The following is a 19,740-nucleotide window of genomic DNA, read 5'->3' as shown; positions in this document are numbered from 1 at the left end:
ATGACGCAACACCTGCAGCGCCGGCTCACGCCGCGCCACATCACCTTCATGGCGCTGGGCATGGCGATCGGCGCGGGCCTGTTCCTGGGCTCGGCCAGCACGATCCGGCTGGCGGGGCCCTCGGTGCTGTTCGCCTACGCCTTCGGCGGCCTGATGATCTTCATCATCATGCGCGCGCTGGGCGAGCTGGCGGTGCACGACCCGGTGGCCGGCTCCTTCAGCACCTACGCGCACCGCTACCTGGGGCCGTTCGCCGGCTACCTCACCGGCTGGAACTACTGGGTGCTGATGATGGGCGTGGGCATCGCCGAGAGCACCGCGGTGGGCATCTACATGGGGCAGTGGTTCCCCGGCGTGCCGCAGTGGATCTGGGCCCTGGCCAGCGTGGCGATGATCGGCGGCCTCAACCTGATGGCGGTGAAGGTGTACGGCGAGCTGGAGTTCTGGTTCGCGCTGGTCAAGGTGCTGACCGTGGTGCTGATGATCGCCGGCGGCGCGGCGATCATCTGGCTGGGCTGGGGCAACGGCGGCAGGCCGATGGGCCTGTCCAACCTGTGGGCGCACGGCGGCTGGTTCCCCAACGGCCTCGCCGGCACGGTGCTGGCGCTGCCGGTGCTGGTGTTCTCCTTCGGCGGCATCGAGACCATCGGCATGGCGGCGGCGGAGGCGGCCGAGCCGGAGCGCACCATCCCGCGCGCGGTGAACTCGGTGATCTGGCGCATCCTGATCTTCTACATCGGCGCGCTGTTCGTGATCATGGCGATCTACCCGTGGAACGAGCTGGGCACGCAGGGCAGCCCGTTCGTCACCACCTTCGCGCGGCTGGGCATCCCGCGGGCGGCGGGGCTGATCAACTTCGTGGTGATCACCGCGGCGCTGTCCAGCTTCAACTCCACCACCTTCAGCGGCAGCCGCATGCTGTACAGCCTGGCGGTGAAGCAGCAGGCGCCGGCCGCGCTGCGCCGGCTGAGCGCGCACGGCGTGCCGGTGCGCGGCGTGCTGGTGACGCTGGTGTTCCTGCTGTTCGGCGTCGCGCTGAACTACCTGGTGCCGCAGCGCGTGTTCGGCATGATGATGTCGATCCTGGCCTTCAACACGGTGTGGACCTGGGGCATGGTGCTGGTGGCGCACTGGCGCTTCCGCCGGCGGCAGGCGCAGGTGCCGGCCTTCCACCTGCGCGGCTGGCCGCTGAGCAGCGTGGCGTGCCTGGCGTTCCTGGCCTTCGTGTGGGTGATGCTGGGCTACAGCCCGGACACCCGCGTGGCGATCTACGTGGGCGTGGGCTGGCTGGCGCTGCTGACCGTGGCCTACTTCCTGAGCGGCCGGCACCGGGCGCTGGCCGCGGCGCCGGTCCGCTGAGGCGGGGCTGATCCAGGTCAGGGCGGCGGGCGGCCGCGCGGCGCATGCTCGGCCGGTCCCGCCAACCCGAGGCCCGTTCCATGCACTTTCCCCCGGCGCCCAGCCAGAACTCCGTCCACGTGTTCGACGCGCGCGGCATCGCGCGGCGCTTCCGCCATTCGGCGATCTTCGGCGCCTTCGGCGTGCTGCAGCCGGGCGAGACGATGCGCTTCGTCAACGACCACGACCCGCTGCCGCTGGTCGAGCAGATGCGCCAGCGCTACGGCGAGGCGTTCACCGTCCACTACGTGCAGCGCGACGAGGACGGCGTGGTGATCGACTTCAAGGTGGTCTGAGGAGGCTGCCGGGCGGCGTCGCGGCGTCGCTGGCGCGCGTCCGCGGACGGCTGGCCGGATCGCGGGATGACGCCGGGCGCAGCGTGTGCCGCGTCGGCATCCGGCCTTTTTCGCCTGACGGTGGGCACGTTCTCGCACGGGCGCGCCGCGCCGTCGCCGTGTCCCTGCCGGCGGCCGTCCGGGCGCGGCAGCGTCGGCGTGCGCATGCCTGCGCCCGAGGCCGGACGAAGCCAGTGTTCGCCTGCCCGCCGGCATTCGGCCTTGCGGGCTTCCTTGGCAGCGCGCCGTTTGCCGTGGGCCTGGCGGAGGTTCCCGAAGACCTCCAGGCGGCGCTACTGGATGCGCGTGATGCTGCCGTTGGGGTCGACCTGCACCAGGTCGCCGTTGCGCAGGCTGCTGGCGTCGGGCACCGCCACGTTGGTGTAGCTGCCGTTGCCCAGCTTCACGCGCACGGTCCAGCTGTCCGAGCCGCCGCCGGTGCCGATGGCGTGGCCGGCCAGGCCGCCGCCGACCGCGCCGCCGACGGTCGCCAGCTTGCGGCCCTTGCCCTTGCCGACCTGGTTGCCGAGCACGCCGCCGGCCACCGCGCCGATGATCGCGCCGGCGGTGCCGTGCTCGCGGCCCTGGGTGACGTTGTGCTCGATGCTCTGCACGGTGCCGCACTGGTCGCAGCGCAGGTAGATGCCGTCCGGACGCATCAGCACGCCCGACGGGGTCTGCGCCTGGACGGCCGGCGCCGCGGCCAGCGCGACGGCGAGGGGGAGGATCAAGGCTTTCATGGCTGACTCCGTTCGCGGGTGGAACCGCACGATACGCGGCCCTTCCGGAACGCGGCGTCAACGCCCGGCCGACGGACCGTCGCGCATGATCGTGCCGGCGCGGATCGAAAGGCGCGCTCATGCCGGTCCTGCGCCTGTCCGGGCCGCGCGGCTGGCCAGGCACCGCATCGCGTCCTATACTCCCCCCTAGTATGTAGAGGGCCTCGTCGAATGCCTTATTCCCCCCAGGAAAAGCAACGCGCGCTGGTGCGCGTGCGCCGCATCGGCGGCCAGCTCGACGCGCTGGCCCAGGCGCTGGAGCGGGAGGCCGACTGCGCCGCCGTGCTGCAGCAGATCGCCGCGATCCGCGGCGCGGTGAACGGGCTGATGGGCGAGGTGCTGGAGAGCCACCTGCGCGCCAGCTTCGCGCCGCGGTCCGCCGCGCCGAAGGCGGCCGCCGCGGCGCTGGAGCAGACCGTCGCCCTGCTGCGCTCCTACCTCAGGTAGCCGCGCCGCCGTCCTTTCCCGTCCGTCCCCGCAGGAGAACCGCCATGAAGTCCCGTGCCGCCGTCGCCTTCGCTCCCGGCCAGCCGCTCGAGATCGTCGAGATCGACGTCGCCCCGCCGAGGAAGGGCGAGGTGCTGGTGAGGATCACCCATACCGGCGTCTGCCACACCGACGCCTTCACCCTGTCCGGCGACGACCCGGAGGGGCTGTTTCCCTGCGTGCTCGGCCACGAGGGCGCGGGCGTGGTGGTCGAGGTGGGCGAGGGCGTGACCTCGGTGGAGCCGGGCGACCACGTGATCCCGCTGTACACCGCCGAGTGCGGCGAGTGCCTGTTCTGCAAGTCCGGCAAGACCAACCTGTGCGTGGCGGTGCGCGCCACCCAGGGCAAGGGCGTGATGCCGGACGGCACCACGCGCTTCACCTACGACGGCGCGCCGGTCTACCACTACATGGGCTGCTCCACCTTCAGCGAGTACACCGTGGTCGCCGAGGTGTCGCTGGCGAAGATCGACCCGCGGGCGAACCACGAGCAGGTCTGCCTGCTCGGCTGCGGCGTCACCACCGGCCTCGGCGCGGTGAAGAACGCCGCCAGGGTGCAGGAGGGCGACAGCGTGGCGGTGTTCGGCTTGGGCGGCATCGGCCTGGCGGTGATCCAGGGCGCGCGCCGGGCCAAGGCCGGCCGCATCATCGCCATCGACACCAACCCGGACAAGTTCGAGAAGGCGAGGGCGATGGGCGCCACCGACTTCGTCAACCCTGAGGACCACGACAAGCCGATCCAGCAGGTGATCGTGGAGATGACCGGCTGGGGCGTGGACCATTCCTTCGAGTGCATCGGCAACGTCGAGGTGATGCGCGCGGCGCTGGAGTGCGCGCACCGCGGCTGGGGCCAGTCGGTGATCATCGGCGTGGCCGGCGCGGGGCAGGAGATCCGCACCCGGCCGTTCCAGCTCGTCACCGGCCGCAAGTGGATGGGCACCGCGTTCGGCGGCGTGAAGGGCCGCAGCCAGCTGCCGGGCATGGTCGAGGAGGCGATGCGGGGCGAGATCCAGCTCGCGCCCTTCGTCACCCACACCATGGGCCTGGACGAGATCAACCGCGCCTTCGAGCTGATGCACGAGGGCGAGTCGATCCGCTCGGTGATCCACTACTGAACCGGGGGCGGAAGGCTTGCCGATTCCCCGGATCGCTCCCGTTCCTCGCTTTTTGACTATTCCCCATTCCCTAAATCCCCATGAACCGCATCGAACACCGCGCCTGCTTCGGCGGCTGGCAGGACGTGTACCGGCACGAGTCGGAGGCGCTGGGCTGCGCGATGGACCTGGCCGTCTACCTGCCGCCGCAGGCGGAGCGGGAGCGGCTGCCGGTGCTGTACTGGCTGTCCGGGCTCACCTGCACCGAGCAGAACTTCATCGCCAAGGCCGGCGCGCAGCGCTACGCGGCCGAGCACGGCGTGATCGTGGTGGTGCCGGACACCAGCCCGCGCGGCGAGGGCGTGGCCGACGACCCGGCCTACGACCTGGGCCAGGGCGCGGGCTTCTACGTCAACGCCACGCGGGCGCCGTGGGCGGCGCACTACCGCATGTACGACTACGTGGCGGAGGAACTGCCGGCGCTGGTCGAGGCGAACTTCCCGGCCACCGCGGCGCGTGCGATCAGCGGGCATTCGATGGGCGGGCATGGCGCGCTGGTGGTCGCATTGAGGAATCCCGGCCGCTACCGCAGCGTGTCGGCGTTCGCGCCGATCGTGGCGCCCTCGCGGGTGCCGTGGGGCGAGAAGGCCTTCGCCGCCTACCTCGGCGAGGACCGCGCGGCGTGGGAGGCCTACGACGCGACGGCGCTGGTGGCCTCGGCGCGGGAACGGTTGCCGCTGCTGGTGGAGCAGGGCGAGTCGGACGAGTTCCTCGCCACGCAGCTCAGGCCCGAGCTGCTGCGCGAGGCGTGCGCGCGGGCGGGGCATCCATTGGAGCTGCGCCTGCGGCCGGGGTACGACCACAGCTACTACTTCGTCGCCAGCTTCATCGGCGAGCACGTCGCCTGGCATGCGCGGGCGTTGAGGGCTTGAGGCGCTGGGCGATCGCCGCCGCACCTGCCGTACCGCCCGGTTTGCCATGCATCCTCTCCCCTTCGGGGAGAGGATCGAGGTGAGGGGACGGGGCATGCGGTCGCGCTTCGTTCGCAGCCGCCTTGGTGGCGGGCATGTCGCAAGGGTGGCCCCTCGCCCCGTCCCTCTCCCCGGAGGGGAGAGGGAGCAAAGTGGCACTGTGCTTGTCGCGCCATCTGATTTGCGATGCATCCTCTCCCCTTCGGGGAGAGGATCGAGGTGAGGGGCGGGGCTTGCGGTCGCGCTTCGTTCGCAGCCGCCTTGGTGGCGGGCGTGTCGCAAGGGTGGCCCCTCGCCCCGTCCCTCTCCCCGGCCCTCGCCCCGGAGGTGAGGGGAGCAGGGCAGGCGGCTCAGCGCAACGTCACGTCAGCGCAGCGCCAGGAAGTCCGCGCTGACCACGAAGCGCACCGCGTCCAGCCGCAGCCGCGACTGCGGCAGCGCGGCGAGCAGCGCCTCGCGCTCGCCGGCGACCGCGGCGATCTCGGCCTCGCTGATCGACGGGTTCACCGCGCGCAGCGCACGCAGGCGCGCGAGTTCCGCATCCAGCGCCTCGGTGGCCTCGGCCAGCGCCGCGGCGATGGCCGACTGCGCGCGCAGCGCCGCGGCGGCCTCGGCCTTCTCCAGCATCGGCGGCACCAGCTTGGCCAGGAACTTGCGGTAGCGCGGCACTTCGAGCGTGCGGTCGGCGGCCTTGCGCAGCGCGACGTCGCTGGGCTGGAAGTCCGGCCGCTCGGTCAGCTTGGTGTCGATGGTCACCTGCACCGGCTGGGTGGGCAGGAAGCGCTCGGCGTCCAGCGTGCGGTCGACCACGCATTCGAGCAGGAACACCGCCTGCAGCAGCGCGCTGCGCGGCGGCAGAGCGTCGTCCACCATGAAGGCGGCGTTGCCCTGCTCGCCGGAGAGGGCGAGGTCCAGCGCGCCCAGCACGGTCGGGTGGTCCAGCCGCAGCAGCGGCAGTTCCTCGCGCGCCAGCGCCACCGCGCGGTCGAAGGTGACCGCCTGCGGGCCGTCGGCGAAGCCGGGCAGGGCGTCGGTGGACAGGTATTGCGGGTCGAGCAGCAGCACCCTGCCGCCCAGCTCCTCGGCGTGGATGCCGAAGGCTTCCAGCAGGCGCTGCACGAAGGCGTCGCGCGCGGGGTCGTCGTCCTCGCGGCGGAAGGCGTCGCCCAGCGCGTCGGCGTGCGGGTCGCGGCTGGCGGCCAGCTCCAGCAGGTGGTCGCGGCCCTCGCGGATCAGCGCGGCCATCTCCTCGTGCGCGGCGCGCGTCTCGGCCAGCAGCACGTCCAGCTCCTGGTCGCGGCCGTCGGGGCCGCGCGCGTGTTCCTCCGCCAGCTTCGCCAGGGTGGGGCCGAAGCGGCGCAGCAGCTCGCGGCCGTCGGCGGGGCTGGCGCGGAAGGCGTCCACGCCCTCGTCGTACCAGCGCGCCAGCACGTGCTGCGCGCTGTCCGGCACGGCGAGGATGTGGATGGCGATGTCGTGCGCCTGGCCGATGCGGTCGAGGCGGCCGATGCGCTGCTCCAGCAGGTCGGGATCGGGCGGCAGGTCCCACAGCACCAGCCGGTGCGCGAACTGGAAGTTGCGGCCCTCCGAGCCGATCTCCGAGCACAGCAGCAGGCGCGCGCCGTCGGGCTGGGCGAACCAGGCCGCGTTGCGGTCGCGCTGCACGATGCCCAGGCCCTCGTGGAAGCGCGCGATGCCGGCGCCGGTGCGCGTGCGCAGCGCCTCCTCCAGCGCCAGCACCTTGGCCTGGCTGCGGCAGATCAGCAGGAACTTGTCCTGCGGGTGGCGTTCGAGCAGGGCGACCAGCGCGGCCAGGCGCGGGTCGTCGGCGTAGTCCGGCTGCAGCGCCGGGGGCGGCTGCTGGACGTCGGCGTGGAACTCGGCCAGCAGCGCCTGCCGCGCGCCCTCGTCCGGCGCGGGGTCCACCGCCTCCCAGACCGGCACGCGGCGGGGAAAGCCGCCGGTGCCGGCGCGGCGGTTGCGGAACATCGCGCGGCCGGTGCCGTGGCGGTCGATCAGCGCGGCGAGCAGCTCGCGCGCGTTCTCCGGCTTGGCCGCGTCCGCCAGCCGCGCCAGCAGCGCGGCGTCGCCGGCGAAGGCCTGCTGCAGCAGCGTGCGCTGGGCGTCGTCCAGCGGCTCGCCGGCGAGCAGGCGGTCGGCGACCGGCGACAGCGCCTGGAATCGCTCGGCCTCGGCCAGGTAGGCATCGAGGTCGTGGTAGCGCTGCGGGTCGAGCAGGCGCAGGCGGGCGAAGTGGCCGGCGCGGCCGAGCTGCTCGGGCGTGGCGGTGAGCAGGATCACCCCGGGCGTGCCGGCGGCGAGCCGCTCGACCAGCGCGTAGCGCGGGCTGGCCGCCGCGGGCGTCCATTCCAGGTGGTGCGCCTCGTCCACCACCAGCAGGTCCCAGCGCGCGTCGAGCAGCTGCTGCGCGCGCTTCGGGCTGGCCTCGAGGAAGCCGAAGTCGGCGATCACCAGCTGCTCGTCCTCGAACGGGTTGCGCGCGTCGCCGGCCTGTTCCAGCGCCTCGCAGCGCTCCTCGTCGTAGATCGAGAAGCTCAGGTTGAAGCGGCGCAGCAGCTCGACGAACCACTGGTACACCAGCGTCTCGGGCAGCAGCACCAGCACGCGCCCGGCGCGGCCGGTGGCGAGCTGGCGGGCCAGGATCATGCCCGCCTCGATGGTCTTGCCCAGGCCCACCTCGTCGGCCAGCAGCACGCGCGGCGGTCGGCGCGCGGCGGCGATGCCGGCCACGCGCAGCTGGTGCGGCACCAGGCCGATGCGCGCGGCGGACAGGCCCCAGGTGGGCGAGCGGCGCGCCGCGGCGCGGCGGCGCAGCGCCTCCACGCGCAGCTCGAACTGCGCCACCGGGTCGGTGCGGCCGCCGATCAGGCGGTCGTCGGCCTGGCTCACGCTCTGCTCGTCGTCGAGCTGGCCCTCGTGCAGCTCGCGGCCTTCGCCGCGGTAGACCAGCAGGCCGTCCTGCGTCTCCACCCGCTCGACCAGGAAGGCGATGCCCTTGCCCGCCACGCGCTGGCCGGCGCGGAACTCGGCGCGCACCAGCGGCGCCGAATCGACGGCGTAGGGCCGCAGCACGCCGGCCTTGGCGAACAGCACCTGCACGGACCGCCCTTCGACGCGCAGCACGGTGCCGAGGCCGAGCTCGGGCTCGGCGGTGGAGATCCAGCGTTGACCGGGTACGAACATCGGGGCTTTTCGTGGCTGCACGGGACTGCGCGGGGCGCCGATTATCCGCCGGGCATGCGCGGAATGCCTAGCCTTGCGCGCGGTCGGGCGGCGCGCCGGGAAGGAGGGAGAGCCCGGCGCCGCCGCCGGGGCCGCGCGGCGAAAGTGTCGCGTGGACACCGGCATGGCCGGGGACGGCGGCAGCGCGGATGGGCGACGCGCATCGCCGGGGGGGAACGGCGTTCCGGCGCCATCGATGGAGCAGGAGCGCGGGCGCTTCGATGGAACGGCGCAAGCGGCCCCACGGATTCCATTGTCGTTTCCGCGGGGACAGTGTTGCGCCGGACAGGTGATTTTTCGCCGCCCGCACGGGGACTAGGATGCGCGCGACGGTGGCGCGGCGCCCCCGGCCCCGGCCGGCCGGAAGCGCGCCAGTCGCCGCCGGCATCATTCCTTACCTATGCATGATATGAGGAGCGCATCGATGTTCGACATGATCAGGGCCGGCGACCGCGGCGTCGCCAACCACGGCTGGCTTTCGTCCCGCCATACCTTCTCGTTCGGCCACTACTACGACCCGCGGCGGATCGGCTTCTCCGACCTGCGCGTGATCAACGACGACCGCGTCGCGCCGGGCCAGGGCTTCGGCCGGCACCCGCACAACGACATGGAGATCTTCTCCTACGTGCTGGAAGGCGCGCTGGAGCACCAGGACAGCATGGGCACCGGCTCGGTGATCCGGCCGGGCGACGTGCAGATCATGAGCGCGGGCACCGGCGTCACGCACAGCGAGTTCAACCACTCGCAGGACGAGCCGGTGCACTTCCTGCAGATCTGGATCGTGCCCGCGGTGGCCGGCGCCGAGCCGCGCTACCAGCAGCGCCACTTCGCGCCGGAGGAGAAGCGCGGCCGCCTGCGCCTGATCCTCTCGCCCGACGGCCGGGACGGCTCGCTGGAGATCCGGCAGGACGCGCGCGTCTACGCCGGCCTGTTCGACGGCGCCGAGCGCGCCGTCCTGGAGCTGCCGGCCGACCGCCACGCCTACGTGCACGTGGCGCGCGGCGCGGTGGAGCTCAACGGCGACAGGCTCGCCGAGGGCGACGGCGTGCGCGTCCGCGGCGGCGGCCGGCTGGAGTTCGCCAACGGCGCGGACGCGGAGGTGCTGGTGTTCGACCTGCGCCCGCACGAGCTGCCGCAGATGACGTGAGGCGGCCGGGTTCGCGGTTCGCGCCGCGCATGGAAAAAGCCGCCCGCGCGACGCGGGCGGCTTCGCTTCGGCCCCCGGCAACCCGCGCTCAGGTCTCCGCCCAGGCCCGCAGCAGGTTGTGGTACACGCCGGTGAGCCGCAGCACGGCGTCGGCGTCGGCGCCGGAGGTGGTCAGCCGCTGGATCGAGGTGTCCAGCTCGAACAGCAGGCGCCGCCGGCCGTCGTCGCGCACCAGGCTCTGCACCCAGAAGAACGAGGCCAGGCGCGCGCCGCGCGTCACCGGCGCCACGCGGTGCAGGCTGCTGGACGGGTAGACGATGGCGTCGCCGGCCGGCAGCTTCACCTCGTGCTCGCCGTAGGTGTCGCTGACGATCAGCTCGCCGCCGTCGTACTCGTCCGGCCCGTTGAGGAACAGCGTGCAGGAGACGTCGCTGCGCACCTGCGCGCCGTCGGGCAGGGCCATCACCGAGCCATCGACGTGAAAGCCGTAGTGGCCGCCGCCCTCGTAGCGGTTGAAGCGCGGCGGCAGCGTGCGCGCCGGCAGCACCGCCGCGTGGTAGAGCGGATGCTTCGCCAGCGCCGCCAGCACCACCTTGGCCAGCTGCTGGCGCAGCGGCGAGGCGTCCGGCAGCTGCAGGTTGCGCTTGACCCTGGCGCCCTGGGCGCCGACGGTCTCGCGGCCGTCGGTCCAGTCCGCCGCGTCCAGCGCCTGCCGCAGCTGCGCGAGCTGCTGCGCGTCCAGTATCCCGGGAATGTGCAGCAGCATGCGCGGTGCGGCCTCGGCGGTCGGGTCAGAAGCGGATGTTGGCGGTGAGCATCGCCGAGCGCGGCGCGCCCGGGGTGTAACGGTAGCCGCTCTTGTTGATCGCCGCGACGTAGTCCTTGTCGAACAGGTTGTACACGTTCAACTGCAGGTCGAAGTGCGGGTTGACCGGGTAGCTGGCCATCGCGTCGAACACCCAGTACGCATCGGTGTAGGCCGGCGTGCCGACCGCGCCGTCGGTGCCGCGCTTCATCTCGCCGGAGTAGCGCGCGCCGCCGCCGACGGTCAGGCCGAACGGCAGGTGGTAGGTGGTCCAGGCGGTGAAGGCGTTCTTCGGCGTGTAGGCCAGCACGCTGGAGCCGTCCTTGGTGACCGCGGCGCCGGTGACCACCTTGGTGTCCATGGTGGTGAAGCCCGCGCTGACCGCCCAGTCGTCGGTGAGCTTGCCGACCGCGGTGATCTCCACGCCCTGCACGCGCTTCTTGCCGATCTGGTAGTAGGTGTTCGGGTCGGTCGCGTCCTGCACCAGCTCGTTGCTGACGGTGGTGCGGTACAGCGCGCCGGTCAGCAGCAGCTTGCTGCCCAGCAGGTCCCACTTGGTGCCCAGCTCGAACGTGCGCGCCTTCTCCGGGTCGAGGTTGGGGTTGTCCAGGCTGTTGGCCGAGCTGCTCAGGGTCAGCGTGTTGCCGCCCGGCGGCTGCTGCGACTGCGCGAAGTTGGCGTAGAGGCTGCCGTTGGCGGTCGGCTTGTAGACCACGCCCAGCTTGTAGTTGGGCAGGTTGCCGGTCTTCCTCGCGTCCACGCCCGGCACCACGCTGCCGTTGGGCAGGCTGCCGCAGGCCGGCGCGCCGCGGCCGCCGCAGACCACCGTGCTCTTGAAGTCGGTGGTGTAGTGGTCCAGGCGCGCGCCGGCGTTGACCTGCCAGCGCTCGCCGAACTTCAGCGTGTCGAACAGGTAGGCCGCCGCGGTGTTGGTCTTGCCCGCGGTGCCGGCGCCGGTCGGGCCGTAGACCAGGCCGCCGACGTGCGGGTCCGGGTGGTACAGGCTGGCCGCCGGCCAGGTGCTTCCGTTGAGCGCGGCGATGCCCGCCGCGGTGGCCTTCTCCTGGGTCAGCTCGACGCCGGCGCTGAGGTTCTGCGTCACCGCGCCGGACTCGATCGTCGCGGTGACGTTGGTCTGGTTGGTGAGGATGCGGTTGGCCTGGTGCTTGAAGTTCGGGTTGCTGCGGGCCATGGTCCAGGTGGACGGGTCGGCCGGGTCCGGCGTCTTGAGGTTGGCCGCGCTGAACATGAACGAGGTCAGCAGGTAGTCCTGCGTGGTGCGGCCCCAGCGGGTGGTGTTGTGCAGCGCCACGTCCGGCGAGAAGTCGTGCTCGACGATCGCGGTGAACATGTCCGCGGTGACGTGGTCGTGGTCCTGCCCGGTGCCGTAGAAGTTGTCGCTGTCCACCTTCGGCGCATGGTCGAGGAAGGGGCGCGCCGGGTCCGGCGAGGTGTAGCCGGGCAGGCCGATGGTCGGCACGCCGCCGTCGGGCACGTTGGTCTGCTTGACGTGCAGGTAGTCCAGGTACACGCGGGTGGGCGTGCCCAGGCCGAAGGCCAGCGCGGGCGCCACGCCCCAGTGGTCGTTCTTCACCTCGTCGCGCCCGGCCACGCCGCTGTCCTGGCCCACCACGTTGAGGCGGAAGGCGGCGCTGCCGCCGAACTGCTGGTTCCAGTCGGCGGTGGCGCGCTTGCGCTCGCCGCTGCCGTAGCTCACCGAGGCGGACACGCCCCGGCCGAGCTGCGGCTGCTTGCTCACCATGTTGACCGCGCCGGTCGGCGCGGTGCGGCCGTACTCGGTGCCGTCCGGGCCCTTGGTGACCTCCACCTGCTCGATGTTGAACACGTCGCGCGAGATCGAGCCGAGGTCGCGCACGCCGTCGACGAAGATGCTGCCGGAGGTGTCGAAGCCGCGCATGTAGATGGCGTCGCCGGTGTTGGTCGAGCCGTTCTCGCCGACGTAGAAGGTGCCCACGCCGGGGCTGTTGCGCAGCGCCTCGGTGAGCGTGGTGGCGCCCTGTTCCTGGATCAGCTCCTTGCCGATCACGGTGATGGTCTGCGGGGTGTCCAGCAGCGGCTGGGTGAACTTGGGCGAGGACACCTTGTCGACGCGGTAGTCGCTGCCGGCCGTGGCTTCCACCTTCACGCCGGGCAGCGTCTTGGCGTCGGTGACCACCTGCGGGGAGGTGGCGTCCGCCGCGGCGGCCGGATGGGCCAGGGCCAGGCCGGTGAGCAGGGCGGTCGCGGGCGCGGCATGCTTGCGGCTCTTGATGAAAGCCATTGCGTGTTTCCTTGTGCGATGTCGATGGATGCGGCGTCCCGCCCGGGGCGGTGCGGCCGGCCCGGGCACGGGAAGAAGGGCTGCGTGGCTGGGCCGCCGGCCCGCTGCGCGAAGTCCCGCATGCTATTCTTAATGAGAACGATTTGCAATAAATCAGTGAGGGATGCGTTGCGGGCGAAAAAAAGCCCCGCACTCGCGTGCGGGGCTGGGCGCTTCCGGAAGGCCGCGCGGGCGCGGCCGTCAGGACGGCCGGGTCACCAGATCTTCACCTGCTTGTCGCCCGAGCGGACCATCGCGTCGCCCGGCTTGCACTGGAACGCGGCGGCGAAGGCGCCCATGTTGGACGGGGCACCGATCGCGCGCAGCGAAGCGGGAGCGTGCGGGTCGGTGTTGAGGTACAGCAGCGCCTGCTTCTCGCGGACGCTGCCGCGCCACACGCGAGCCCAGTTGAGGAAGAAGCGCTGGTCCTGGGTGTAGCCGTCGATCTTCCCGCCGGCCTCCTGCGGGTTCTTCTTCAGCGCCGCCTGCAGCGCGTCGTAGGCCACGTTGAGGCCGCCCAGGTCCGCGATGTTCTCGCCCAGGGTCAGCTTGCCGTTGACGTGCGCGTCGGGCTTGTCCTTGATCGGCGCGTAGTCGTTGAACTGCTGCACCAGCTTGTCGGTGCGCGCCTCGAACTTCTCGCGGTCCGCCTTGGTCCACCAGTTGACGTTGTTGCCGTCGCCGTCGAACTGGCTGCCCTCGTCGTCGAAGCCGTGGCTGGCCTCGTGGCCGATCACCGCGCCGATGCCGCCGTAGTTGATCGCGTCGTCGCCGTCGGCGTAGAAGAACGGCGGCTGCAGGATCGCGGCCGGGAAGTTGATGGTGTTGTCGGTGGGGTTGTAGTAGGCGTTCACCGTCTGCGGGGTCATGCCCCACTCCAGGCGGTCGGTCGGCTTGCCGATCTTGGACAGGTCGTACTGGTAGTTGAACTTGGCCGCCGCCTGCACGCTGCCGTAGTAGTCGCCCGGCTTGACCTCCAGGCCCGACCAGTCGCGCCACTTGTCGGGATAGCCGATCTTGGGCAGGAAGGTGTTCCACTTGGCGATGGCCTTGGCCTTGGTCTCGTCGCTCATCCAGTCCAGGTTCTCGATGCGCGCCTTGAGCGCGTTGCGCACGTTGTCCACCAGCTCCTGCGCGCGCTGCTTGGCCTCGGGCTTGAACACCTTGGCCACGTACAGCTGGCCCAGCGCCTCGCCCATCGAGCCGTTGACCGCGCCGAGCACGCGCTTCCAGCGCGGCTTCTGCTCCGGCTGGCCGGACAGGGTCTTGCCGTAGAAGTCGAACTTGTTGTCCTGGAAGGCCTTGCTGAGCAGCGGCGAGGCGTCGTCGGCGACGTGGAAGCGCAGGTAGGCCTGCCACTGGTCGACCGGCGCCTTGGCCAGCAGCTTGTCGAACTCGGCGAAGAACTTCGGCTGCGACAGCGAGAAGCCCTTGTCGATGGTCACGCCCTGCGCCTGGAAGAACTTCTCCCAGTCGAAGTGCGGGGTGACCTTGCCGGCTTCCTTCACGCTGACGAAGTGGTACTGGTTCTTCGGGTCGCGCTCCTCCACCGGCGACAGCGAGGCCTTGGCCAGCTCGGTCTCGAAGGCCAGCACCTGGTCGGCCTGCTTCTTCGCGTCGGCCTCGGGCACGCCGGTCAGCGCCAGCGTCTTGGCGACGTAGGCGAGGTAGGCGTCGCGGATGTCCTTGTACTTGTCGTCGAGGTAGTAGTCCCTGGTCGGCAGGCCCAGCCCGCTCTGGTTGGCGTAGCCGATCTGCATCTTGGCGTTCTTGAAGTCGGCGCCGGAGCCGAACTGGAACACCTGCATGTCGCCCTCGCCGAAGCTCTTGTCGAGGTAGTCGGCCACGTCCTTGCCGCTCTTCAGCGCGGCGATGGCGTCGAGCTTGGGCTTGATCGGCTCGAAGCCGGCCTTCTCGATGGCGGCCTCGTCCATGCCGGCGGCGTACAGGTAGCCGATCTTCTGCTCGATCGAGCCTGGCTTGGCGCCGGCGGCGTCCTTGGCGGCGGCCTCGACGATGGCGTGCTGGGTGTTCAGGCTGTCCTCGGCCAGCTTGTCGAAGGCGCCCCAGCGGGTGCGGTCGCTCGGGATCGGGTTGGCGGCGACCCACTTGGCGTTGACGAAGCCGTTGAAGTCCTGGCAGGCGTTGATGTTCGGGTCCAGCTCGCTGACGTCGAACACGCTCCTGGGCGCGGCGGCGACGGTGCCGGCCGCGGCGGGCGCGCTGGCGCTCTTGGCCGGCTCGGCCGGGGCGTTCTGCTCCTGCTTGCCGCAGGCGGTCAGCGACAGGGCCAGGCTCACCGCGAGGGCGAGAGGCTTCAGGTACGGCTTGGTCATGGATGTCCCTCAGTAGGCAGCGCCCTTGCGGGCGTGGTCGATGGATGAAGCGCTCCGGGCCCCCTCGGCGCCGGGCGCAATCATGACTTTCGACCTTAGGCCGCAAGTCATGGGGCAAACAGTGTCAAAGGTCAGGGGCGCCGCCCGCAACGGGGGCGCCCCGGGAGCCCCGGCCGGCGCCGGCGCCGGCGCGGCTGGGACCGTGCGCCGCGTCGCATCCGGCCGCATGCGGGCCGGCGCTGTTATCCGGCTGTCACCGGGCGCGCCTATCGTCCGCGGCGGCCGCGCTCGAGGGGGAGCGCATCACTCCGCAGCCGTAGGGGACCTTCCCATGCGATACAACCTCGCAGCTTGCCTTGCCACGTGCGTCCTGAGCTTTTCCGCCGTCGCCCTCGCGGAGATGCCCGCGGGCGGCGCGCCATTCCCGGCCGGGGGCCTCGGCGACGCGCCGTCGATGCCCGGCCGCTGGCCGGGCCACGAGCCGCGCACGGCCACGCCGATCAGGCACCTGGTGGTGATCTTCCAGGAGAACGTGTCGTTCGACCATTACTTCGGCACCTATCCGTATGCCGCGAACGCGCCGGGCGAGCCGGCGTTCCATCCGCGGCCGTTCACCCCGCGGGTCAACGGGCTGGGCCCGTACCTGCTCGCCCACAACCCCAACGCGGCCAACGCCGACAACGGCGCCGGCGCGATCAACCCGTTCCGCCTCGCGCGCGCGCAGGCGGCCACGGCCGACCAGGACCACTCCTACGGCAACGAGCAGCGCGCCTTCCACGGCGGCGCGATGGACCTGTTCCCGCGCTACACCGGCCACGGCGAGACGCTGCCGGGCGCGCCGGACGAGGAGGAGGGCGGCGGCCAGGTGATGGGCTACTACGACGGCAACACCGTCACCGCGCTGTGGCACTACGCACAGTGGTTCGCGCTCAACGACAACAGCTACGGCACCACCTTCGGCCCGTCCACGCCGGGCGCGATCAACCTGGTCGCCGGGCAGACCAACGGCGTGGTCGGCACGCCGGGCGGCGCGGCGATCGACGACGGCCAGGGCGGCCTGACCATGATCGGCGACGCCGACCCGGCCGGCGACAAGTGCTCCAACGGCGGCGTCAGCATGAGCGGCCGCAACGTCGGCGACCTGCTCGACGACGCCGGCGTGAGCTGGGGCTTCTTCGAGGGCGGCTTCGACCTCTCGGTGGTCAACCCCAACGGCACCACCGGCTGCCGGCGCAGCACGCTGTCGGCGGTGACGAACGTGGCCGAGGTGGACTACATCCCGCACCACCAGCCGTTCCAGTACTATCCCTCCACCGCCAACCCCAACCACGTGCGGCCGAGCTCGGTGGCGACGATCGGCAAGCCGGGCGACGCGGCGAACCACCAGTACGACATCCACGATTTCTTCGACGCGGTGAGCGCGGGCAACTTCCCGGCGGTGAGCTTCCTCAAGGCGCCGGGCTACCAGGACGGCCACGCCGGCTACTCCGATCCGCTGGACGAGCAGCAGTTCGTGGTGCACGTGATCAACTTCCTGCAGCGGCGCCCGGAATGGCGCGACACCGCGGTGGTGATCGCCTACGACGATTCCGACGGCTGGTACGACCACCAGGCGGCGCCGCGCGTCAACGCATCCGACAGCCCGGCGGACCAGCTGGACGGCGCCGGGCTGTGCAAGGCGCGCGGCAGCCTGCCCGGCGCCGACGGCGACGGCAAGCCGGTGCGCGGCCGCTGCGGCTACGGCCCGCGCCTGCCGCTGCTGGTGATCTCGCCGTGGGCGCGCAGCAACTATGTGGACCACACGCTCACCGACCAGTCCTCCATCCTGCGCTTCATCGAGGACAACTGGCTGCGCGGCCGGCGCATCGGCGGCGGCTCGTTCGACGCGGTGGCCGGCACGCTGGAGCACATGTTCGACTTCCACCAGCCGGTGCCGTTCGCGCGCGAGCTGATCCTCGACGAGGAGACCGGCACGCCGGCGAGGGAGCCCCCGCCGTTCTGGCCGTGGAGCGGGCCGCACGGCTGATCGCCTTGCCGCGGGCGGCACGGGCGGCCGCCGTCTCGTGCCGGAGGCCTTTCGCGGCCGGAGGCCGCTCCGACGGGGCTTGCCGCAATCCTGTGGGAGCGGCCTCCGGCCGCGATGGCAGGCCCGAAGCACCGCCGCATTCGCACCGACAGACGGAGCGCCCGAATTGCAATCCTCCCGCCGCCGCTTCCTGAAGCACCTCGCCTGGGGCGCGGCCGCCGGCCTCGCGCCGGCCGCCCTGCGCGCGCAGGCGCACCACCCGATGCACATGGCGTCGCAGCAGGGTGGCGCGCCGCTGTGCAGGCACCCCGCGCCCGACCAGCTCGCCGAGCCGCGCCTGCTCGACCCGGACGTTCTGGCGCCGTTCGTCGACCCGCTGCCGCTGCCGGAAGCGCTGCGCGCCGCGCCGGGCCGGCCGCTGCGCATCGCCATGCGCGAGACCGCGCGGCGCCTGCACCGCGACCTGCCGCCCACGCGCCTGTGGACCTACGGCGGCCACATGCCGGGACCGCCGGTCGAGGCGCGCAGCGGCGAGGCGGCGCGCATCGAGTGGGCGAACGAGCTGCCGGCGAAACACTTCCTGCCGATCGACCGCAACATCTGCGGCGCCGAGCCGGGCACGCCCGAGGTGCGCGGCGTGGTGCACGTGCACGGCGCGCGCGTGCCGCCCGGGGCGGACGGCTATCCCACCGACTGGTTCGTGCCGGGGCAGTCGCGCGCGCTCGACTACCCGAACCGGCAGGACGCGGCCACGCTCTGGTACCACGACCACACCATGGGCATCGAGCGGCTCAACATGTACGCGGGGCTGTTCGGCCTGTACCTGCTGCGCGACGAGCACGAGCTGTCGCTCGGCCTGCCGTCCGGCGAGCGCGAGGTGCCGCTGGTGCTGTGCGACCGCCTGCTCACCGCGGACGGCCAGCTCTACTACCCGACCTCCGGGGTCGGCGACGCGCCGTGGGTGCCGGAGGTGTTCGGCAACGCCATGCTGGTCAACGGCGCGCTGTTCCCGCGGCTGGACGTGCAGGCGTGCCGCTACCGCCTGCGCGTGCTCAACGCCTCGAACGCGCGCTTCTTCCGGCTCAGCCTGCGCGGGCGGCGGCCGTTCCTGCAGATCGGCAGCGACCAGGGCCTGCTGGCCGCGCCGGTGGCGCAGGCCGGGCTGGTCCTGGCGCCGGCCGAGCGCGCCGACCTGGTGGTCGACTTCGCCGGGCTCGCCGGCCAGGACGTCGAGCTGATGAACGACGCGGCGCCGCTGATGCGCTTCCGCGTCGCCGCCGGCCGGGTGCGCGACGGGAGCCGCGTGCCGGCCGTGCTGCGCGACGTGCCGCGCCTGGCCGAGTCGTCCGCGGCCCGGACGCGCCTGCTCACCATCGACGAGTACGACGACTGCCTGGCCGAGCCGATGCTGATGCTGCTGGACGGCAAACGCTGGCACGACCCGGTGAGCGAGACGCCGAAGCTCGGCAGCACCGAGATCTGGAGCCTGCTCAACCTCACCGAGGACACGCATCCGATCCACCTGCACCTGGTGCGCTTCCAGGTCCTCGACCGCCGGCCGTTCGACGTGGACCAGTACGTGGATTCAAGGACGCTGCGCTACCTCGGCCCGGCGCTGCCGCCGCCGCCGCACGAGCGCGGCTGGAAGGACACCGCGCAGGTGCCGCCCGGCATGCTCACCCGCTTCATCGTCCGCTTCGAGGGCTATGCCGGGCGCTACGTCTGGCACTGCCACCTGCTGGAGCATGCGTCCAACGAGATGATGCGGCCGTTCGAGGTGGTGGCCTGAGCCGGCGCGCCCGGCGTCCGCGCGGGCGGCCACGGCGCCGCGCGAGGCGGCGGGAGCGGCGTCAGCGAGCCGTGGCCGCGCCCGCGACCAGGGCCAGCCAGGCCCGCGCCGCCGGCGAGAGCGCGCTGCCGCGGCGCCAGGCCAGCACCATCCGCCAGCGCAGGTCGGCGGCGGCCAGCGGCAGCGCGGCCAGGCCGTCCAGCGAGCGGCCCTGCACGGTCAGCCGCGGCAGCAGGGCGATGCCGCCGCCGGCGGCGACCAGCGCCAGCACGAAGTCCACCTGCGCGCTGCGCACCGTCTCGTGCGGTGCCACGCCGTGGCGGGCGCAGGCCTCGCGGATCAGCCGGTTCAGCGCGAAGCCTTCCTCGAACAGGATCAGCGGCGTGTCGGCCAGCCATTCCAGGCGGAAGCGCTTCGCCCCGGCGCGCGGGTGCGACTGCGGCAGCAGGGCGATCATCGGCTCGTCGCGCACGGGCTGGTGGTCCAGCCCCTCGCCGACCGGCAGCAGGGTGGCCGCCACGTCCAGCTCGCCGGCCAGCACCGCCCGTTCCAGCCGGCGGCTGCCGTGCTCGAGCAGGCGGATCTCGATCTGCGGGTGCTGCCGGCGGTAGCGCGCCAGCAGCGGCGCGAACAGCACGCTGCTGCCCAGCGGTGGCAGGCCCAGGCGCAGCTCGCCGCGGCGCAGGCCGCGCAGCGCGTCCAGCTCCTCGCGCAGACGCGCCGCCTCGGCCAGCATCGCCAGCGCATGGCGGTGCACGACCTCGCCGGCGGCGGTGAGCCGCACGCCGCGGCGGTCGCGTTCGAGCAGGCGCTCGCCCAGCTCGCCCTCCAGCTGGGCGAGCGCCTTGCTCAGCGTGGGCTGACTCGCGTGCGCGTGCTCGGCCGCGCGGGCGAAGCCACCGTGGCGTACCACCTCGACCAGGTAGCGCAGGCCGCGCAGGTCCATGGAGCGATGCCTTTCGGGAATGGATGGGATGAAGACAATTCATTTCCATCATAGACCGGCGCGGC

General features: G+C 72.1%; 14 protein-coding genes. 8 read left to right on the top strand and 6 right to left on the bottom strand.

The window, feature by feature from the left end; all coding sequences use genetic code 11:
• Both C7456_RS05085 and C7456_RS05080 read left to right on the top strand, forming a co-directional pair.
• The gene (locus C7456_RS05085; RefSeq protein ID WP_109722679.1) at positions 1-1,359 is read left to right on the top strand and encodes an amino acid permease; all 1,359 of its coding nucleotides are present in this window, start codon (positions 1-3) and stop codon (positions 1,357-1,359) included.
• Between the two features lie 80 nt (positions 1,360-1,439).
• The gene (locus C7456_RS05080) at positions 1,440-1,694 is read left to right on the top strand and encodes a DUF2249 domain-containing protein (RefSeq protein WP_109722678.1); all 255 of its coding nucleotides are present in this window, start codon (positions 1,440-1,442) and stop codon (positions 1,692-1,694) included.
• A 332-nt stretch (positions 1,695-2,026) separates the two neighbouring features.
• Here the strand turns inward: C7456_RS05080 and C7456_RS17635 are convergent, their stop codons facing one another.
• Complete coding sequence (locus C7456_RS17635; protein WP_109722677.1) at positions 2,027-2,473, bottom strand: glycine zipper 2TM domain-containing protein; 447 nt, start codon at positions 2,471-2,473, stop codon at positions 2,027-2,029.
• Between the two features lie 210 nt (positions 2,474-2,683).
• On the opposite strand from C7456_RS17635, the gene C7456_RS05070 reads away from it, so the two are divergent.
• The 3 genes from C7456_RS05070 to fghA all read left to right on the top strand — a co-directional run bounded on the left by C7456_RS05070 (position 2,684) and on the right by fghA (position 5,024).
• Positions 2,684-2,959 carry a metal-sensing transcriptional repressor gene (locus tag C7456_RS05070; RefSeq protein WP_109722676.1) on the top strand — a complete coding sequence of 92 codons (276 nt, stop codon included), beginning with the start codon at positions 2,684-2,686 and terminating at the stop codon, positions 2,957-2,959.
• Positions 2,960-3,003: 44 nt separating this feature from the next.
• Positions 3,004-4,113: an S-(hydroxymethyl)glutathione dehydrogenase/class III alcohol dehydrogenase gene (locus tag C7456_RS05065; protein WP_109722675.1), complete on the top strand. Its 1,110-nt coding sequence runs from the start codon at positions 3,004-3,006 to the stop codon at positions 4,111-4,113.
• An 80-nt stretch (positions 4,114-4,193) separates the two neighbouring features.
• Complete coding sequence (gene fghA / locus C7456_RS05060; protein WP_109722674.1) at positions 4,194-5,024, top strand: S-formylglutathione hydrolase; 831 nt, start codon at positions 4,194-4,196, stop codon at positions 5,022-5,024.
• A 405-nt stretch (positions 5,025-5,429) separates the two neighbouring features.
• Here the strand turns inward: fghA and rapA are convergent, their stop codons facing one another.
• Complete coding sequence (gene rapA / locus C7456_RS05055; protein WP_109722673.1) at positions 5,430-8,267, bottom strand: RNA polymerase-associated protein RapA; 2,838 nt, start codon at positions 8,265-8,267, stop codon at positions 5,430-5,432.
• A gap of 463 nt (positions 8,268-8,730) precedes the next feature.
• Between rapA and C7456_RS05050 the strand changes: the two genes are divergently transcribed.
• Positions 8,731-9,453 carry a pirin family protein gene (locus tag C7456_RS05050; RefSeq protein WP_109722672.1) on the top strand — a complete coding sequence of 241 codons (723 nt, stop codon included), beginning with the start codon at positions 8,731-8,733 and terminating at the stop codon, positions 9,451-9,453.
• A gap of 88 nt (positions 9,454-9,541) precedes the next feature.
• Here the strand turns inward: C7456_RS05050 and C7456_RS05045 are convergent, their stop codons facing one another.
• From C7456_RS05045 to C7456_RS05035, 3 genes are all read right to left on the bottom strand, one after another.
• Positions 9,542-10,219 (bottom strand): Fe2+-dependent dioxygenase, encoded by a 678-nt coding sequence (locus tag C7456_RS05045; RefSeq protein WP_109722671.1) that lies wholly within the window; start codon positions 10,217-10,219, stop codon positions 9,542-9,544.
• Between the two features lie 25 nt (positions 10,220-10,244).
• On the bottom strand, positions 10,245-12,539 hold the full coding sequence (locus C7456_RS05040; protein WP_109722670.1) for a catecholate siderophore receptor Fiu: 2,295 nt from the start codon (positions 12,537-12,539) through the stop codon (positions 10,245-10,247).
• 254 nt (positions 12,540-12,793) lie between these two features.
• Positions 12,794-14,914, bottom strand: a complete 2,121-nt coding sequence (locus tag C7456_RS05035) for a M13 family metallopeptidase (RefSeq protein WP_109722669.1) — start codon at positions 14,912-14,914, stop codon at positions 12,794-12,796.
• Positions 14,915-15,368: 454 nt separating this feature from the next.
• Between C7456_RS05035 and C7456_RS05030 the strand changes: the two genes are divergently transcribed.
• A complete protein-coding gene (locus tag C7456_RS05030) occupies positions 15,369-16,940 on the top strand; it encodes a phospholipase C (RefSeq protein ID WP_245889773.1) in 1,572 nt (523 codons plus the stop codon).
• A 166-nt stretch (positions 16,941-17,106) separates the two neighbouring features.
• The gene (locus C7456_RS05025) at positions 17,107-18,729 is read left to right on the top strand and encodes a multicopper oxidase family protein (RefSeq protein WP_245889772.1); all 1,623 of its coding nucleotides are present in this window, start codon (positions 17,107-17,109) and stop codon (positions 18,727-18,729) included.
• Positions 18,730-18,790: 61 nt separating this feature from the next.
• Here C7456_RS05025 and C7456_RS05020 read toward each other — a convergent pair whose 3' ends face one another.
• Positions 18,791-19,675: a LysR family transcriptional regulator gene (locus C7456_RS05020; protein WP_109722667.1), complete on the bottom strand. Its 885-nt coding sequence runs from the start codon at positions 19,673-19,675 to the stop codon at positions 18,791-18,793.
• Positions 19,676-19,740: the final 65 nt, after the last annotated feature.

The organism is Fulvimonas soli, assembly GCF_003148905.1.
Lineage (GTDB): Bacteria > Pseudomonadota > Gammaproteobacteria > Xanthomonadales > Rhodanobacteraceae > Fulvimonas > Fulvimonas soli.
This window is presented reverse-complemented; position numbering and strand designations above follow the sequence as displayed.

Coding starts and splice junctions, on each gene's coding strand:
- C7456_RS05085 (WP_109722679.1), top strand. CDS start 1: ATGACGCAACACCTGCAGCGCCGGCTCACGCCGCGCCACATCACCTTC.
- C7456_RS05080 (WP_109722678.1), top strand. CDS start 1,440: ATGCACTTTCCCCCGGCGCCCAGCCAGAACTCCGTCCACGTGTTCGAC.
- C7456_RS17635 (WP_109722677.1), bottom strand. CDS start 2,473: ATGAAAGCCTTGATCCTCCCCCTCGCCGTCGCGCTGGCCGCGGCGCCG.
- C7456_RS05070 (WP_109722676.1), top strand. CDS start 2,684: ATGCCTTATTCCCCCCAGGAAAAGCAACGCGCGCTGGTGCGCGTGCGC.
- C7456_RS05065 (WP_109722675.1), top strand. CDS start 3,004: ATGAAGTCCCGTGCCGCCGTCGCCTTCGCTCCCGGCCAGCCGCTCGAG.
- fghA (WP_109722674.1), top strand. CDS start 4,194: ATGAACCGCATCGAACACCGCGCCTGCTTCGGCGGCTGGCAGGACGTG.
- rapA (WP_109722673.1), bottom strand. CDS start 8,267: ATGTTCGTACCCGGTCAACGCTGGATCTCCACCGCCGAGCCCGAGCTC.
- C7456_RS05050 (WP_109722672.1), top strand. CDS start 8,731: ATGTTCGACATGATCAGGGCCGGCGACCGCGGCGTCGCCAACCACGGC.
- C7456_RS05045 (WP_109722671.1), bottom strand. CDS start 10,219: ATGCTGCTGCACATTCCCGGGATACTGGACGCGCAGCAGCTCGCGCAG.
- C7456_RS05040 (WP_109722670.1), bottom strand. CDS start 12,539: ATGGCTTTCATCAAGAGCCGCAAGCATGCCGCGCCCGCGACCGCCCTG.
- C7456_RS05035 (WP_109722669.1), bottom strand. CDS start 14,914: ATGACCAAGCCGTACCTGAAGCCTCTCGCCCTCGCGGTGAGCCTGGCC.
- C7456_RS05030 (WP_245889773.1), top strand. CDS start 15,369: ATGCCCGGCCGCTGGCCGGGCCACGAGCCGCGCACGGCCACGCCGATC.
- C7456_RS05020 (WP_109722667.1), bottom strand. CDS start 19,675: ATGGACCTGCGCGGCCTGCGCTACCTGGTCGAGGTGGTACGCCACGGT.